The 16,345-nt window shown below is 66.0% G+C and carries 12 protein-coding genes and 1 pseudogene; 5 read left to right on the top strand and 8 right to left on the bottom strand.

Annotation, left to right across the window (positions count from 1 at the left end):
- The first annotated feature begins 89 nt into the window (after positions 1-89).
- Positions 90-1,730 (top strand): alkaline phosphatase family protein, encoded by a 1,641-nt coding sequence (locus RI03_RS07140; RefSeq protein ID WP_010216207.1) that lies wholly within the window; start codon positions 90-92, stop codon positions 1,728-1,730.
- A gap of 110 nt (positions 1,731-1,840) precedes the next feature.
- Here RI03_RS07140 and RI03_RS07135 read toward each other — a convergent pair whose 3' ends face one another.
- Positions 1,841-2,773, bottom strand: a complete 933-nt coding sequence (locus tag RI03_RS07135; RefSeq protein ID WP_010216205.1) for a right-handed parallel beta-helix repeat-containing protein — start codon at positions 2,771-2,773, stop codon at positions 1,841-1,843.
- Between the two features lie 176 nt (positions 2,774-2,949).
- On the opposite strand from RI03_RS07135, the gene RI03_RS07130 reads away from it, so the two are divergent.
- Positions 2,950-4,161 carry a cation:proton antiporter domain-containing protein gene (locus RI03_RS07130; RefSeq protein ID WP_010216204.1) on the top strand — a complete coding sequence of 404 codons (1,212 nt, stop codon included), beginning with the start codon at positions 2,950-2,952 and terminating at the stop codon, positions 4,159-4,161.
- A gap of 123 nt (positions 4,162-4,284) precedes the next feature.
- On the opposite strand, the gene metH is transcribed toward RI03_RS07130, so the two are convergent.
- The 4 genes from metH to RI03_RS07110 form a co-directional block, all read right to left on the bottom strand.
- Positions 4,285-7,002 carry a methionine synthase gene (gene metH, locus RI03_RS07125; RefSeq protein WP_010216202.1) on the bottom strand — a complete coding sequence of 906 codons (2,718 nt, stop codon included), beginning with the start codon at positions 7,000-7,002 and terminating at the stop codon, positions 4,285-4,287.
- Positions 7,003-7,137: 135 nt separating this feature from the next.
- Positions 7,138-8,184, bottom strand: coding sequence for a homocysteine S-methyltransferase family protein (locus RI03_RS07120; protein WP_010216201.1), 1,047 nt, complete (start codon positions 8,182-8,184; stop codon positions 7,138-7,140).
- A 132-nt stretch (positions 8,185-8,316) separates the two neighbouring features.
- Positions 8,317-9,255 (bottom strand): methylenetetrahydrofolate reductase [NAD(P)H], encoded by a 939-nt coding sequence (gene metF, locus RI03_RS07115; RefSeq protein WP_010216198.1) that lies wholly within the window; start codon positions 9,253-9,255, stop codon positions 8,317-8,319.
- Positions 9,252-10,220: an ArsR/SmtB family transcription factor gene (locus tag RI03_RS07110; protein ID WP_010163126.1), complete on the bottom strand. Its 969-nt coding sequence runs from the start codon at positions 10,218-10,220 to the stop codon at positions 9,252-9,254. The genes metF and RI03_RS07110 overlap by 4 nt, the downstream gene beginning before the upstream one ends.
- 170 nt (positions 10,221-10,390) lie before the next feature.
- On the opposite strand from RI03_RS07110, the gene RI03_RS07105 reads away from it, so the two are divergent.
- From RI03_RS07105 to RI03_RS07095, 3 genes are read left to right on the top strand one after another with little or no spacing between them, the layout of a single operon-like run.
- Positions 10,391-10,759, top strand: a complete 369-nt coding sequence (locus tag RI03_RS07105; RefSeq protein WP_010216195.1) for a hypothetical protein — start codon at positions 10,391-10,393, stop codon at positions 10,757-10,759.
- Positions 10,759-10,968, top strand: a complete 210-nt coding sequence (locus RI03_RS07100) for a hypothetical protein (RefSeq protein ID WP_010216193.1) — start codon at positions 10,759-10,761, stop codon at positions 10,966-10,968. Before RI03_RS07105 ends, RI03_RS07100 begins: the two co-directional genes overlap by 1 nt.
- On the top strand, positions 10,965-11,915 hold the full coding sequence (locus RI03_RS07095) for an aldo/keto reductase (protein ID WP_010163123.1): 951 nt from the start codon (positions 10,965-10,967) through the stop codon (positions 11,913-11,915). The genes RI03_RS07100 and RI03_RS07095 overlap by 4 nt, the downstream gene beginning before the upstream one ends.
- 6 nt (positions 11,916-11,921) lie before the next feature.
- On the opposite strand, the gene RI03_RS07090 is transcribed toward RI03_RS07095, so the two are convergent.
- From RI03_RS07090 to RI03_RS07080, 3 genes and pseudogenes are all read right to left on the bottom strand, one after another.
- On the bottom strand, positions 11,922-12,740 hold the full coding sequence (locus RI03_RS07090) for an EF-hand domain-containing protein (protein WP_037514979.1): 819 nt from the start codon (positions 12,738-12,740) through the stop codon (positions 11,922-11,924).
- 169 nt (positions 12,741-12,909) lie between these two features.
- On the bottom strand, positions 12,910-14,505 hold the full coding sequence (locus RI03_RS07085) for an isocitrate lyase (RefSeq protein WP_010216191.1): 1,596 nt from the start codon (positions 14,503-14,505) through the stop codon (positions 12,910-12,912).
- 137 nt (positions 14,506-14,642) lie between these two features.
- Positions 14,643-16,030 (bottom strand): annotated as a pseudogene (locus tag RI03_RS07080) (helix-turn-helix domain-containing protein).
- Between the last annotated feature and the right edge of the window lie 315 nt (positions 16,031-16,345).

Here is a 16,345-nt window from a genome sequence, read left to right as displayed (position 1 = left end):
CCTTGTCGAGCCCCAACCCACGGGCCATAGCGGTGAAGACGGGCTGCCGTCCAATTCGGAGAATTCGTGTGAAACGTTACGCGTCCGCCATGGCGATCGCCCTGTCCCTGCCCGCCGCGATGGTCACCACGCCGGTCGCCGCGCAACAGGCCCCGGCCTCCGCAGCGACCACCCCGACGGCGCCGCCGAAGCTGATCGTCGTCATTTCGGTCGACCAGTTCTCCGCCGACCTGTTCGCCGAATATCGCGCGTCGTTCACCGGCGGCTTTGCGCGACTGCAGAAGGGCGCGGTGTTCCCGAGCGGCTATCAGAGCCACGCCGCGACCGAGACCTGCCCAGGCCATTCGACGATCCTGACCGGATTCCGCCCCGAACACACCGGCATCATCGCCAACAACTGGACCGACCTCGGCGTCGCGCGCGCCGACAAGCAGGTCTATTGCGCGGAGGACGAGACTGTCCCCGGCAGCACCTCCGCCAATTATACCGTCAGCGACAAGCATCTGCTCGTCCCGACGCTCGGCGAGCGGATGAAGGCGGCGAACCCGAAGGTGCGCGTCGTCTCGGTCGCGGGCAAGGATCGCGCCGCGGTGATGATGGGCGGCCACACCGTCGACGAGCTCTGGTGGTGGAACGGCAAGGCGATGGTCAGCTATGCCGGTCGCGCCACGCCCCCGGTCGTCGCGCGCGCCAACGCCGCGATCGCGCAGCGGATCGCCGCGCCGCAGGCCGCGCTCGAGGTTCCCGCGATCTGTCAGCCGCACGACCGCGCGATCCCGATCGGGGCGGGCAAGACCGTCGGCGCGGGGCATTTCGCGCGCGATGCGGGCAGCACGGCTGCCTTCCGCGCCTCGCCCGCGTTCGACGGCGCGATCGTCGCGCTGGCCGCCGGGCTGGTGCAGGACATGAAGCTCGGCATGGGCAGCACCACCGACATCATCGACGTCGGTGCGTCGGCGACGGATTACATCGGCCACACCTATGGGACCGAAGGCGCCGAGATGTGCATCCAGCTCCAGCAGCTCGACGCGACGCTCGGGTCGTTCTTCGCCGTGCTCGATTCGACCGGGGTCGATTATGAGCTGGTGCTGACCGCGGATCATGGCGGCAACGATATTCCCGAGCGCGAGGTCGATGCCGGCCTTCCCGACGCGCAGCGCGCCAAGGTCGCGCTCGCGCCAGCGGTCGCGGGGAAGGAGATTGCGGCGAAGCTCGGCATCGCCACGCCGGTGCTGTTCGGCGACATCCCCAATGGCGACGTCTATCTCGCGCGCGACCTGACGACTGCGCAGCGCAAGGCGGTGCAGGCAGCGGCGGTCGCTTATTACAAGGCGAATGCGCAGGTCGCCGAAGTGTTCACCCAGGCGCAGATCCTCGCCACGCCGACGCCGAAGGGCCCGCCCGAGACATGGACGATGCTCCAGCGCGCGTGCGCCTCGTACAAGACCGGGCGTTCGGGCGAGCTGATCGTCTTCCTCAAGCCGCGCGTGACGCCGATCCCCGATCCGACCAAGGGCTATGTCGCGACGCACGGAAGCCCGTATGATTACGACCGCCGCGTGCCGATCCTGTTCTGGCGCAAGGGGATGACCGGGTTCGAGCATACCGGCAGCATCGAAACGGTCGACATCGCCCCGACGCTCGCGCACCAGTTCGGGCTCCCGATCGCTGCGCCGAAGATGGATGGCAAGTGCCTCGATCTGTCCCGGGGCGGGGTGCCCTGCAAGTAACGGTGGTCGTCACCCCAGCCCGGGTGCCGGGGTGACGGAATCCTTGGCGTAGGATGACGTCATCCCGGGCAGGATCAGGTCGGCAATCGCCGTGTTCTGCTCCTCCCCCGTCAGCGCGTCTCGAACCCGCGCACCCCCGCGCCCAGCCGGTTCGTCCCGATTGCGAGTGGCGCCCGACTGTAATCCGCGACGAACGCGGGGCTTCGAGTCTCGCCCGGTGCGAGCCGCGCGTCGTTCGCCGCGATCCGAAGCCCCGCCGACGAATAGGTCTTCGCCTCGGCACCGACCACGATGAAGCCGGTCCAATTCTCCTTCGCGCGCCCCTGGACGAAGGTGTTGCGCGCGATCAGTCCGGTCGCGCCTTCGGGCAGGTCGATCATGTAGTTGGTCTTGCTGCCCCGCGTGTCGTCGAAGCTGTTGTCGGTGATCGTCACATTGGGCACGCGCAATTTGACGTAATGCCCGCCGGTCCCGCGTTCGAACCGCGACGCGGTGATCGTCACGCTGCCCTGGTTCGCCAGATAGATCGCATGCGCGCAATCGGTCGACTGCTCGCACTGGCCGAGCCCGGCAAAGGTCGAATGGTCGATCACGATCTTCTGTGCGGATGGATGCCCGCCGAGAATCCCCTCCTGGCTGTCGAGGAACATCGCATCGCGGACGGTCAGGTCTCCGATCTCGGTGCGGATCCCCGCACCATTGCCGTCCGCCACGCGCATCCCGCGAAAGACGATCCCGTCGACGGTCGAACCCTGCCCGCGTAGCACGAACGCCGCCTTGCCCTCGCAAGTGGTGCCTTCGAAGGTCACACTGCCCGGCGTCACCGCCTTGAAGGTGATCACCCCGCCCGCCTGCACCGTGCATTGATGATAGATACCCGCTGCGATCAGGATCGTCGCGGTCCCCATCCGCACCGACTGGACCGCGGCATCGATCGTATCGAACCCCTGCCCCGTCTCGGCAATCGTAAACGGCGCGCGCGGTGGCGCGGCCGCGGCGGGCGCGACAAGCGCGAGAACGACAAGCGGTAAAAGGCGGTGCATCGATCGACTCCTCCCGACAGGCCTGCCCTGCGTAGGTCCCGTGCGGAAGCCGCAAAGACGGTTAACGTCTTACTGTCCCGTGTCAGGACACTCCAACCCCTTGTTGCCCAACCGCGCCTGCCCAAGTAGACGAGCCGCAAGACCGGGGGGAAACGCGGTCTGCACGGGGGGATTTGATGCACGCCATGTCGCCGACCGAGGTCTTTCTCCTCGCGATGCTGTTGATCTTCAGTGCGCCCTACCTGTTGTGGCGGTTTGCACGGACCGATTACTGGGCACCCCTCGTCGTCGTTCAGATCATCGGCGGCATCCTGCTTGGGCCAGGCGTGCTCGGCGCGCTGTTCCCGGGCTATTATGCGCTGGTCTTCACCCCCGCGACGATCGGGTCGCTCAACGGCATCGCGTGGTGGGCGGTCATGCTGTTCGTCTGGATCGCCGGAATCGAACTCGACCTCGGCGAGGCCTGGCGCCGCCGCGGCGAGACCAGCGTCACTGCGGGCTTCGCCCTGTTCACGCCGCTGATCGCGGGAAGCGCGGCCGCGCTGCTGATGCTGCGCTATCCTGGTTGGGCCGGTCCTTCGGGAGCACGGTGGCAGGTCGTGCTCGGGATCGGCATGGCGTGCGCGGTGACGGCGTTGCCGATCCTCGTGCTGTTCCTCGAGAAGCTCGACATTCTGCGCGCGCCCCTTGGGCAGCGGACGCTGCGCTACGCGAGTCTCGACGACATCGCGATCTGGGGCGTCCTTGCGCTGATCCTGCTCGACTGGGAGCGGGTCGGGCGGCAGGCGGCATTTCTCGTCGGTTTTGCCGTTGCGACCTGGGCCGTGCGCCGACTGATGGCGGCAATCGCGGAAACCGACCGGTGGTATGTCAGCCTGATCTGGCTCGCGCTGTGCGGGTTCGCGGCGGACTGGGCGGGGCTGCACTTCATGGTCGGCGCGTTCCTGTCGGGGGCGGTGCTCGATGGAAAATTGTTCGACCGCGCGCGGATGGACCAGTTCCGCCACTTCGTGCTGATCGCGATCATGCCGGTGTTCTTCCTGTCGACCGGGCTTCGCACGCAGTTCCAGGTCGGCGGCGGCGCGGTGTTCGCGGCGGCGGCGCTGCTGCTGGTGGCGTCGGTCGGCGGCAAGCTCCTCGGGGTTCAGATCGCGGGTCGGCTGTTGAAATGGGGCAAGGGTGAAGCGGGTGTGATCGGCTGGCTGTTGCAGACCAAGGCGCTGATCATGATCATCTTCGTCAACATCCTGTTGGACAAGAAGATCATCACCAACGACGCGTTCACCGCGCTGCTGCTGATGGCGATCGGCTCGACGATGCTGACGATCCCAATGGTGACGCCCCGGTTGCGGGCTCTGAGGCGCGCATCGGGGCGGGTGGACGCCTGACCCCTCCCCGTCATTCCCGCGCAGGCGGGAATCCATTGTCGCAACGTCCGGCAACAGTAACGTCCGTCAGCCAGTATGGATTCCCGCCTGCGCGGGAATGACGGAAAAGGTGGCGCGGGTGCCTTAGTCCAGGTTCGGCCGCAACCAGCGCGTGGCGGTCGCCAGATCGACCCCGCGCCGCGTCGCATAGTCGTGCAACTGGTCGGGCCCGACCCGCGCCACGCCGAAATACTCTGCCTGCGGGTGCCCGAAATAGAAACCCGACACTGCCGCGGTCGGCAGCATCGCGAAACTGTCGGTCAGCGTGATCCCTGTAGCGGCGGTCGCATCGAGCAGCTCGAACAACATCGGCTTCTCGCTATGGTCCGGGCACGCGGGATAGCCTGGCGCGGGGCGAATGCCGCGATATTGCTCGCGGATCAGCGCCTCGTTGGTGAGCTGCTCGCCCTCGGCATAGCCCCACAGCGTCGTGCGGACGTGCTGGTGGAGCCGCTCGGCGAACGCCTCGGCGAGACGATCGGCCAGCGCTTTTAGCAGGATGTCCGAATAGTCGTCGTTGTCCGCCTTGAAGCGCTTGAGATGCGCGTCAATCCCGTGCCCGGTGGTGACCGCGAACCCGCCGATCCAGTCGCCTGCTGGGTCGATGAAGTCGGTGAGGCACATGTTCGCGCGCCCCTCGCGCTTCGCGATCTGCTGGCGGAGGAAGGGCATCCTCACGTCTTGTAGCCCCTCCCCTTCAGGGGAGGGGTTGGGGTGGGGCAGTTCAGCAATCTGGCCGTCGGAAACAGGCACGGCCCCACCCCCAACCCCTCCCCTGAAGGGGAGGGGCTTAGAAGAAATGACGACGTCATCCCCTTCCCGCCGGCACGGCCACAACCCAGCCACACCCTTCGCCGTCAACCACTTCTCCGCAATGATCTGGTCGAGCATCTTCTGCGCATCCTCGAACAGATTGCGCGCACTTTCCCCAACGATCTCGTCATCCAGGATCGCCGGGTAATTCCCCGCAAGTTCCCACGCCCGGAAGAACGGCGTCCAGTCGATCAACTCGCGCAGATCCGCCAGATCCCAATCATCGAACACATGCACGCCCGGCTGCAAAGGCGTCTCAGGCTTCAACCCCATGTCCGCCACGAACCCATTTGCGCGCGCGACCTCGATCGGGACGAGCTCGCTCTGCCCCTTGTTCGCCCGCGCCACCCGCACCGCTTCATATTCATCCGACGTCTTCTGCACGAACTCGTCACGGATCGTGTCGCTGACCAGCGTCGACGCTACCCCGACCGCACGGCTCGCGTCGAGCACATGCACCACCGGCCCCTTATACGCCGGCGCAATGCGCAGCGCGGTGTGGACCTTGGACGTCGTCGCGCCTCCGATCAGCAGCGGCATCGTCATCCCCGCCCGCTGCATCTCCTCGGCGACCGTCACCATCTCGTCGAGCGATGGCGTGATCAGCCCCGACAGACCGATCATGTCCGCGTCATTCTCATTCGCGGCCTTCAGGATATCCGACCACGGGACCATCACCCCCATGTCGACCACGTCGAAGCCGTTGCACTGGAGCACCACGCCGACGATGTTCTTGCCGATGTCATGCACGTCGCCCTTCACGGTCGCCATGATGATCTTGCCCTTGCCGCGCGCGCCGGGCTCCTTCGCCGCTTCGATGAAGGGGAGCAGATGCGCCACCGCCTTCTTCATCACGCGCGCCGATTTCACCACCTGCGGCAGGAACATCTTGCCTGACCCGAACAGGTCGCCGACGACGTTCATCCCGTCCATCAGCGGCCCCTCGATCACTTCGATCGGGCGTCCGCCCTTGTCGAAGATCGCCTGGCGCGCTTCCTCGGTGTCCTCGACGACATGCATGTCGATGCCCTTGACGAGCGCATATTCGAGCCGCTTGTTGACCGGCAGCCCGCGCCATTCCGCCGCAGCTTTCTCGGCCACCGCATCGGTGCCCTTGAAGCTCTCGGCCATTGCAATCAGCCGCTCGGTCGCGCCGTCGTCGCTGTTGAGGATGACGTCCTCGCATGCCTGCCGCAGCTTGGGGTCTATCGCATCATAGATGTCGAGCTGCCCGGCATTGACGATCGCCATGTCCAGCCCGGCGGGGATCGCATAATAGAGGAACACCGAGTGCATCGCGCGGCGCACCGGCTCGTTGCCGCGGAAGCTGAACGACAGGTTCGACAGGCCGCCCGAGATATGTGCGTGCGGGCAGCGTGCCTTGATCTCGCGGCACGCCTCGATGAAATCCACCGCATAATTGTTATGCTCCTCGATCCCCGTCGCGACCGCGAAGATGTTGGGATCGAAGATGATGTCCTCGGGCGGGAAGCCGATGCCCATCAGCAAGTCATAGGCACGCCCGCAAATTTCGAGCTTGCGGGCGCGCGTGTCAGCCTGCCCGACCGTGTCGAACGCCATGACCACGACCGCCGCACCATATTGCATGACCTTCTTGGCCTGGGCGAGGAACTGCTCTTCCCCCTCCTTCATGCTGATCGAATTGACGATCGGCTTGCCGCTGACGCACTTGAGCCCCGCCTCGATCACCGACCATTTCGAGCTGTCGACCATGAACGGGATGCGCGCGATGTCGGGCTCGGCGGCGATCAGCTTGAGGAAAGTGACCATCGCATATTCGGCGTCGAGCAGGCCCTCGTCCATGTTGACGTCGAGCACCTGCGCGCCGCTCTCGACCTGCTGCCGCGCGACCTCGACCGCAGCGGGATAATCCCCCGCCATGATGAGCTTCTTGAAACGCGCCGAACCGGTGACGTTGGTGCGCTCACCGATGTTGACGAAATTGGTCGAGGAATTGGTGGTCGTCATTACTTTTCCTTCTCCCTCTCCGCGCTTGCGGGGAGAGGGTCGGAGAGAGGGGCAGTCCCGAACGCTACCGTCCGCGTTACTGCCCCTCTCCCCCGCTTCGCTTGCCCTCTCCCCGCGAGCGGGGGGAGGGAGAATTCACGCCGCCATCGTCATCGGCTCGAGCCCGGCGAGCCGCGTCACCACCGGCGGCACCGGCAGCGCACGTGGCGTCAGCCCACGCACGCCATCCGCAATCGCCTTGATGTGCGCTGGCGTCGATCCGCAGCAGCCGCCAAGCACGTTGACCTGCCCCGCCTGCGCCCATTCGCCGACGAGGCCGGCAGTCGTCGCGGGCATTTCGTCATATTCGCCGAGTTCATTAGGCAGTCCGGCATTGGGATAGACCATGATCAGCGTGTCGCAGATATCGGAGAGCGTCCGCACATGCGGCCGCAACTGCTCTGCGCCGAACGAGCAGTTGAGCCCGATCGTCACCGGCCTGGCATGCCGCACCGCATGCCAGAACGCCTCGACCGTATGCCCGGACAGGTTGCGCCCGGACAGATCGGTCAGCGTCATCGACAGCATGATCGGCACGTCGCGCCCGAGCGCCTCGCCCGCCTCGAGCGCCGCCATGATCGCGGCCTTGGCATTCAGAGTGTCGAACACCGTCTCGACCAGAATAAAATCCGCGCCGCCCTCGATCAGCGCATCGGTCTGCTCGCGGTACACGCCCTTCAGATAATCGAAGTCGATCTCGCGGAAGCCGGGATCGTTGACGTCGGGGCTAAGCGACAGCGTCTTGTTGGTCGGCCCGATCGCGCCCGCAACGAAACGCGGGCGGCCGTCCTTCGCCTGGAACTCGTCCGCGATCGACCGCGCGAGCTTCGCGCTTTCGATGTTGATCTCGCGCACCAGATGTTCGGCGGCATAATCGGCCTGGCTGATGCGGTTGGCCGAGAAAGTGTTGGTCTCGGCGATGTCCGCGCCTGCCTCGAAATAGGCGCGGTGGATCGCTTCGGGCACTTCGCGCTTGGTCAGCGCCAGGATGTCGTTGTTGCCCTTCTGGTCCTTCGCGAGGCCGAGGTCGCCGGCATAGTCCGCTTCCGACAGCTTCCAGTTCTGGATCTCAGTCCCGAACGCGCCGTCGGTGATGAGGATGCGCTTGGCAGCCTCGGCAAGGAATGTGTCACGGATCGTCATACTACTGGTCCACTATCTAAGCCCCTCCCCTTCAGGGGAGGGGTTGGGGGTGGGGAAGTGCCTCGCAGAGAGCGCGCCCCTGCTGTTCGGCCCCACCCCAACCCCTCCCCCGGGGGGGAGGGGCTAAGAAAATTATGCCGCTTCCGCTTTCGCCACGGTCTTCGCCCGCAACCCGAGGAGATGGCAGATCGCGAAGCTCAGCTCGGCGCGGTTGAGCGTGTAGAAATGGAAGTTCCGCACGTCACCCGCGTACAGTTTCCGACACAGCTCGGCCGCCAGCGTCGCCGCGATCAGCCCGCGCGCACCCGCATGATCCTCGAGCCCCTCGAACAACCGCCCCATCCACGCGGGCACTTCCGTCCCGCACATCGCCGACATCTTCACGATGCTCTGGAAATTGGTGACGGGCATGATGCCCGGCACCATCGGCGCATCGATCCCCGCCGCCGCCGCGCGATCGCGGAAGCGGAAGAACGTCTCGGGTTCGAAGAAGAACTGCGTGATCCCGCGCGTGGCGCCCGCATCGAGTTTGCGCTTGAGATTGTCGAGATCATGCGCATCGTCGTGCGAGTCGGGATGGCATTCGGGATAGGCTGCGACCGAAATCTCGAACGGATGGAGCCGCTTAAGCCCCGCCACCAGGTCCGCTGCATTGGTATAGCCGTCGGCATGCGGGACAAAGCCCCCCGCCCCCGGTGCATCGCCGCGAAGTGCGACGATATGCCGCACGCCCGCCGCCCAATAGTGCTCGGCGATCTCGTCGATCTCGCCACGTGACGCCTCGACGCAGGTCAGATGCGCCGCCGCCGGCATGCTCGTCTCGCGCTCGATCCGCGCGACGGTCGCATGCGTCCGGTCGCGCGTCGTTCCGCCAGCGCCATACGTCACCGAGACGAACTCGGGCGCGAAGGGTTCGAGCGTACGCACCGTCTCCCACAGCGCCTCTTCCATCTTCTCGGTCTTGGGCGGGAAGAACTCGAACGATACCGCCGCATCGCCCGCGAGATCCGCGAACAGCGGCGCCTCGAGCGCGCGCCGGGCCTCTTCGAGCTGGTTTACCGAAATCGTCATGCCGCCATCGCCTCTCGTATTCCGGAACGCTTCGCATCGCGCTTTCGCGCGAGCCACAATTTGACCGTCAGTTCGCCCCCCATCAGCGTCTCGGTCCGCTCGGGGATCAGCCCCGCCGCCGCGAACCACGTCGCCATCTGCTCGTCCGCGAAACCGAGGCGGGTATGCCCGTCTTGCGTGCGCAGTTCCTCGCGGTCATGCGCGGCAAAATCGGCGATCAGCAGCCGCCCGCCCGTCGTCATCACCCGCGCCGCTTCGGCGATCGCCGCGCCCGGCTGCTGCGCGAAGTGAAGCACGTGATGGACGATCGCGACATCTGCAGCACCGTCGGCGAGGGGCAAGGCGTAGAGATCGGCCTGGCGCAGCTCGGTATTGGTCAGCCCGCGCTCGGACAATTTGGCGCGCGCAAGCCGCAGCATCTCCGACGACCGATCGATCCCGAGCGCCTGTTCCGCGCGCCCGGCGAACAGCTCGAGCATCCGCCCGGTCCCCGTCCCGATGTCGATCAACTGGCCGATCTGCGTATCGCCGAGCACCGCCGCGATCGCCGCCTCGACCTCGCTTTCGGCAATGTGGAGCGAGCGGATCGCATCCCATTGCCCCGCATTCGCCTCGAACCAGCTCGCTGCCGACGCCGCGCGATCCGCCCGCACCGCCGCGAGCCGCGCCGCATCAGCGACCGCCCAATGGTCAGGCGACAGCGCGGCCCACTGGTCGAGCGCCGCGAGCACTGGCCCGACCGTCGCATCCGCACCAAGCGCGACGAAGACCCAACTGCCCTCCTTGCGCCGCTCCGCCAATCCGGCGTCGCACAGGATCTTGACGTGGCGCGACACGCGCGGCTGGCTCTGCCCGAGCACCTGCGCGAGCTCGCCGACCGACAACTCCATCGAGCGCAGCAACGCCACGATCCGAAGCCGTGTCGCATCCGCCAGGGCGCGAAAGATATCGAGAGCCATCGTCATGTTGGACCCTGATATAAAGATATCTTTATATGGGGTCAACGACGTCCGCAGGTCGGCGGAGATTTGTCTTCTTAACCCCGGCGAGACCGCGGCCGCGATACGGACCTTTGCGCGGTTGCGCGGGTTTATACGGGTGGATACCTTCCCCTCAAACCTCACGGGAGCCTTTCATGACCTACAAACTCGCCCGCGTCCCGATGCTTGCGATCGCTGCAATCGGCATGTCCGCCTGCAGTGAAAAGGCGCAGAACGACACCGCCGAAGCCGCCAATTCAATCTCGGGCGACGTCAACCAGACCGCGCGCAAGGCGCGGGACGATACGGATGCGGCACTTGGCGCGGCCGCCGAGCGGATGGACAAGTTTGGCGATACGCTGAGCAACAAGACCGCGAACCTGAGCGACAAGGCCGATCGCGCCGCCGACCGGTTCGGCGAAAAGGCGGACAATGCCGCCGACCGGGTCGGCGACAAGGCGGATCGAGCGTCGCATCGCGCCGGAGTCGCGGCCAAGGACATCGGCAACGAGCTCGAAAACTGATGCGCGCGGCCATCGTCTTGGCCGCGCTGCTGGTAACGGCGTGCTCGGGCGGCGGATCGTCCGCCCCCGGCACGCCCCCCGGCGAAGATAAGGCTGTCAACGCCGCCGCTGTCTCGCGAGATGCGAACAGCGAAGACATGAACGCCGCCGAGATCGTCCCCGATGACGAGGGCGGCGACGAAAACGATTCCGGAGCACAAACCCAATGACCGACCTACGTCGCCTCGGCGCCACCGACCTCCGCATCGCACCGCTCGTGCTGGGCGGCAACGTGTTCGGCTGGACCGCCGACCGGGACACGAGCTTCGCGGTGCTCGACGCCTTCGTCGCGGGCGGCGGGACGATGATCGATACCGCCGACGCTTATTCCGCGTGGGTGCCCGGGCATCACGGCGGCGAATCCGAAAGTGTGATCGGCGCGTGGCTCAAGCAGAGCGGCAAGCGTGATCAGGTGCAGATCGCGACCAAGGTCGGGATGCTCCCCGGTGAGGGTGGCGAGAAGCTTGCGCCCGCCCGGATCGCAGCGGCCTGTGACGCCTCGCTGAAGCGGCTGGGAATCGAGACGATCGATCTCTATTTCGCGCATCAGGACGACGAGTCGGTCCCGCAGGAAGACGTGCTGGCGGCGTTCGGCAAGCTGATCGACGCGGGCAAGGTTCGCGCGCTTGGCGCATCCAACTTCCACGCCAAGCGCCTGAAGTCCGCCAACGACGCCGCGCGCGCGCATGGCCTGCCGCATTTCCATGTGCTTCAGCCCGAATATAATCTCGTCAGTCGCAGCAAGTTCGAGGGCGAGCTGCAATCCTATTGCGTCGAGAACAACATCGGTGCCGTGCCTTATTACGGCCTCGCCTCGGGGTTCCTGACCGGTAAATATCGCAGTGCGGACGATTTCGGCAAAAGCGTGCGTGGCGGGCGGATGCAGGCCTTTCTCGACGGGACCGGACCTGCCGTGCTGGCGGCGATGGATTCGGTTGCGGAGGAGACCGGGGCGAGCCTTGCTCAGATTGCGCTGGCGTGGCTCAAGGAACAACCAGCAGTCACCGCACCCATCGCCAGCGCCACGAGTGTCGCGCAGGTCGAGGATCTGCTGGGCGCGATGGCCCTGACGCTGAGCGTCGAGCAACTGGACCGCCTTACCGACGCGGGCGCCTGACCCGGATCAACCGTCCGGGTCGCGATCCTCGTCGCGATGCGGTCGTTCCATCGGTCGCCGGCTTGGGGGAGCGAGTGCGGCGGCGGGTGGATCGAACCGCGGAAGTTCGGCCCGCGTGACTCGCCCGTCGCCATTCCGGTCGAGCACCGCGAACCGGCTGTCCGCCGCCGCCTCGAATTCCTTGAGCGACACGCCGCGATTGAAATCGGTATCGGCGACGGTGATCGGCTCCGGATACTCGAAAAAGCCGTAGCGGGCCGCGCCCTGGCGAACGGAATCATAGGCGGGCTGACTCGGCGATGCACTATCGCCGCCCTCGCCGCCACGACTGCCGCCCCCACCACGATGCCCGCGGCCGCCAAAGCCGCCCCCGCCGCTGCGCCGTCTCCCGCCACCGCCCCGACCGTGCGATCCGGCGGAACGCCCGCCGCCTCCACCGCCGCCGACGCGGACTTCGGGAACGATGCTGTCCTCATATACTTCGATGTCGTCGGGATCGATCTCCCCGTCATGACCGTGGTCGAGGATGGCGAAGAACCGTTCGGCATCGGCATCGAATTCCGCATCCGTCAGCGCACCGTCATGGTTGGTGTCGGCCTGTTCGAACCAGACGTCGATCGGGTTCCTGTCACCCTCGGGGGAGCGGAACGGTTCCCCCATCGGACTGATGAACAGCCGCCCCATCTCGCGTCCGACGTGTGGCCGGCCAGCACCGACGCCGGTTCCAGCCAGCGGCGCTCCTCCGGTGAGCCGGTCCTGCGCATGCCCGGCCTCCCGGCCAATCGATAGTCCAGCGAGGATCAGAGCCAGAGTCAGGACGCGCATCGGTTCACCACGCAGCTGGCACGCAGAAGCGTTTCGCCAGCGCGCCTTTTCGATTGGCGGCAAGCACATGCCGGGAGCGATGCGCCGAAATGGTCTGACGTTGCGACCAGCCTGCAAGCACACGCCCGGGACAACCGTCCCGGGCGTTGCTGGTCGTTTCCTCCCGCGATCAGGCGGCGAACTGGTTCATCGTATTGTGCGCGCCGCCCGCCTTGAGCGCGGCCTCGCCGGCGAAATATTCCTTGTGGTCGTCGCCGATGTCGCTGCCCGACATGTTCTGGTGCTTCACGCAGGCGATGCCCTCGCGGATCTCCTTGCGCTGGACGCCCTTCACATAACCCAGCATCCCCGCGTCGCCGAAATACTCCTTGGCGAGATTGTCGGTCGACAGCGCCGCCGTATGATAGGTCGGCAGCGTGATGAGGTGGTGGAAGATCCCCGCCCGCGCGGCGGCATCACGCTGGAAAGTCCGGATCCGCTCGTCGGCCTCGTCCGCCAGATCGGTGCCGTCGTAATCGACCGACATCAGCTTCGCCCGGTCGAACGCCGAGAGGTCGCGCCCTTCCTTGCTCCACGCGTCGAACACCTGCTGGCGGAAGTTGAGCGTCCAGTTGAACGACGGCGAGTTGTTGTAGACCAGCTTGGCGTTCGGGATCACCTCGCGGATCCGGTCGACCATGCCCGCGATCTGTTCGATGTGCGGCTTCTCGGTCTCGATCCACAACAGGTCAGCGCCGTGCTGGAGCGAGGTGATGCAGTCGAGCACGCAGCGATCCTCGCCCGACCCGGCGCGGAACTGGAACAGGTTCGAGGGCAGCCGTTTGGGGCGCATCAGCTTGCCGTCGCGGTTGAGGATGACGTCGCCGTTGCGCGCGGTGGTCGGGTCGATCTCCTCGCAATCCAGGAAGCTGTTATACTGGTCGCCGAGGTCGCCCGGCTCCTTCGACACCGCGATCTGCTTGGTGAGGCCAGCCCCGAGCGAGTCGGTGCGCGTGACGATGATGCCATCGTCCACGCCCAGCTCGAGGAAGGCGTAGCGACACGCGCGGACCTTCGCGAGGAAGTCCTCGTGCGGCACCGTGACCTTGCCGTCCTGATGGCCGCACTGCTTTTCGTCGCTGACCTGATTCTCGATCTGGAGCGCGCAGGCCCCTGCCTCGATCATCTTCTTGGCGAGCAGATAGGTCGCCTCGGCATTGCCGAAGCCAGCGTCGATATCGGCGATGATCGGAACGACGTGCGTCTGGTAATTTTCCACCGCGTTGAGCAGGCGCTGTTCCTCGATCGCATTGCCCGAGGCGCGCGCCGCATCGATGTCACGGAACATCATCCCGAGCTCGCGGGCGTCGGCCTGGCGGAGGAAGGTATAGAGTTCCTCGATCAGCGCGGGAACGCTGGTCTTCTCGTGCATCGACTGGTCGGGCAGCGGGCCGAATTCGCTTCGAAGCGCCGCGACCATCCAGCCCGACAGGTACAGATAGCGCCGCTCGGTCGAGCCGAAGTGCTTCTTGACGCTGATCATCTTCTGTTGCCCGATGAACCCGTGCCAGCAGCCGAGCGACTGGGTGTAGTTGGCCGGATCGGCATCATAGGCCGCCATGTCCTTGCGGATGATCGCCGCGGTGTAGCGCGCGATGTCCAGTCCGGTCTGGAAGCGGTTCTGGAGCTTCATCCGCGCTACGGACTCGGCGGAAATCCCGTCCCACGTGCCGTTGTAGCCGCGGATCAGGGAGTCGGCGTTTGCGATATGGGACTGGTAGGTCATCGTGGCCTCACTGTGTAGAGATATCCACGGAATAGCGTTCTTTACACGATTTCTGGGCTAAAATGGTGAAAGTTGCGCGTCGGGCCGTAAACGTTCCGCGTTCAACGATGTAATGTTGTGAGTTTGTTTACAGACGCTCAATCGCCGCCGAACGAGAAACCGCTCACGCCGCGCTCGCGCTCGTTGACCGTCAGCGCGCGGCCCGACGGCGGAAGCGACCGTTGCGGGCATTGCCCGCGGCCGCACGCACGACACCCGAGCCCGATCGGCATCGCTTCGCCGGTCAGGTCGATCCCGCGTGCCGCCGCGAGCGCCCCGGCATGCGCCGCCGCCACCCCGATCCCCACGACGAACTCCGCGGGCACCGTGCCGTAGCGTCGCCCCTGCGGCGTCACCGTCCGCGCGATCGTGAACCAGCGCGATCCGTCCTCGAGCGCAACCAGCTGCACCGCCAATGTGCCCGGGCGATCGAACGCGGCATGCAGCCGCCACAATGGGCAACGCGCCTCCGCCTCGGCCAGCGGCGAAGCGCTCGCGCCCGAGAACCGCTTCGACGCCTGCCCGGCACGATCGACCCGGACGAGAAAGAACGGCAACCCGCGCGCGCCGACCCGCTGCAACGCGGTCACCCGATGCGCGACCTGCTCGAACCCCGCGCCGAACCGCCGCTGAAGCAATTCGAGGTCATAGCCCGTCGCCTCGCACGCGCGCAGGAAGCGGGCGTAGGGCATCATCAGCGCGGCGGCATAATAATTGGCGAGGTGCCGCCGGTACAATCGCTCGGCGGCGCGGTCGGCGAACCCCGCCCCCTTGGCAAGCGCCTCGATCTCGTCGCGCGCCTCGATCTGCGCGAGCTGGACCGCGACCGCGAAGGTGCGGCTGGCGGGATCGAGCGTCTCGGACAATTGTACCTGTCGTGCGTGGAGGTCGGTGCGGCGGAGCAGGTCGGGCATCACGTCCACCGGCAGGACGCGGATCGTCAGCTGGTGCTTGACGCGAAGCCGCTCGGAGATCGCGCCATACAGGTCGCCCGCGCCCATCCGCAGTTCGTCCGCGAGCGCCTCGGCGGCGGCGTCGAGATCCGCGAAATGCCCGCGCCAGCGTTCGATCTCGCGACGGACTTCGCTGATCGGATCGATCGCTGCGGCATCCTCGGCAGTGCCGCCCGCGCCCATGCGGTCGAACGCGCGTGCGAACGCCTCCGCGCCGCCGGGTGCGCCCGCGAGCCATTCCTCGATCTCGTTGCGATCGATCTCGAGGTCAGCGAACATCGGATCCGCCAGCCTGCGCCCAGCGCCGCCTCGCCACCGCCAGGCTCCCCCGCCGCCAGCGCACGCGGATCGAAGTCGAACGTCTCGGCGAGCTTGACGAGCAACGTCGCCGACAAGGGTCGCTGGTTCTTCTCGACCAGATTGAGATAGCTCGGCGAGATCGTCAGCACTTCGGCCATCGCCGCCTGAGTCAGCCCCGCGCCACGCCGAAGCCGGCGGACCGCATGCCCGGCAAACAGTTTGCGATCAGCCACTTACGCCTCCGTCGGTCAATACTTTACAACCGTACGTACGCTTTACCAACGATCGTGACAAGGTGACCGTGCTGGCGAACGATCCGGCGATACGGAACCGCAATTGTCCTTCTAGAGACGGGTCAAGAAAGTTTCCTGGGGAGGAAAGGATGCCCGCCACACGCAAGTGTGGCGGGCATTTCCCGTTTCGGGGGTGCTCTTTAGCCGCTTCCTTTTGCCCGGTGTCCTCCGTCCGTTCGTTTCGAGCGAAGTCGAGAAACCGGGCACAGCGCAGGTTTCTCGACTGCGCTCGAAACGAACGGGGGGGGGGGGGGG

The organism is Sphingomonas sp. PAMC 26621 (assembly GCF_000251145.1).
Taxonomy (GTDB): Bacteria; Pseudomonadota; Alphaproteobacteria; order Sphingomonadales; family Sphingomonadaceae; genus Sphingomonas.
This window is presented reverse-complemented; position numbering and strand designations above follow the sequence as displayed.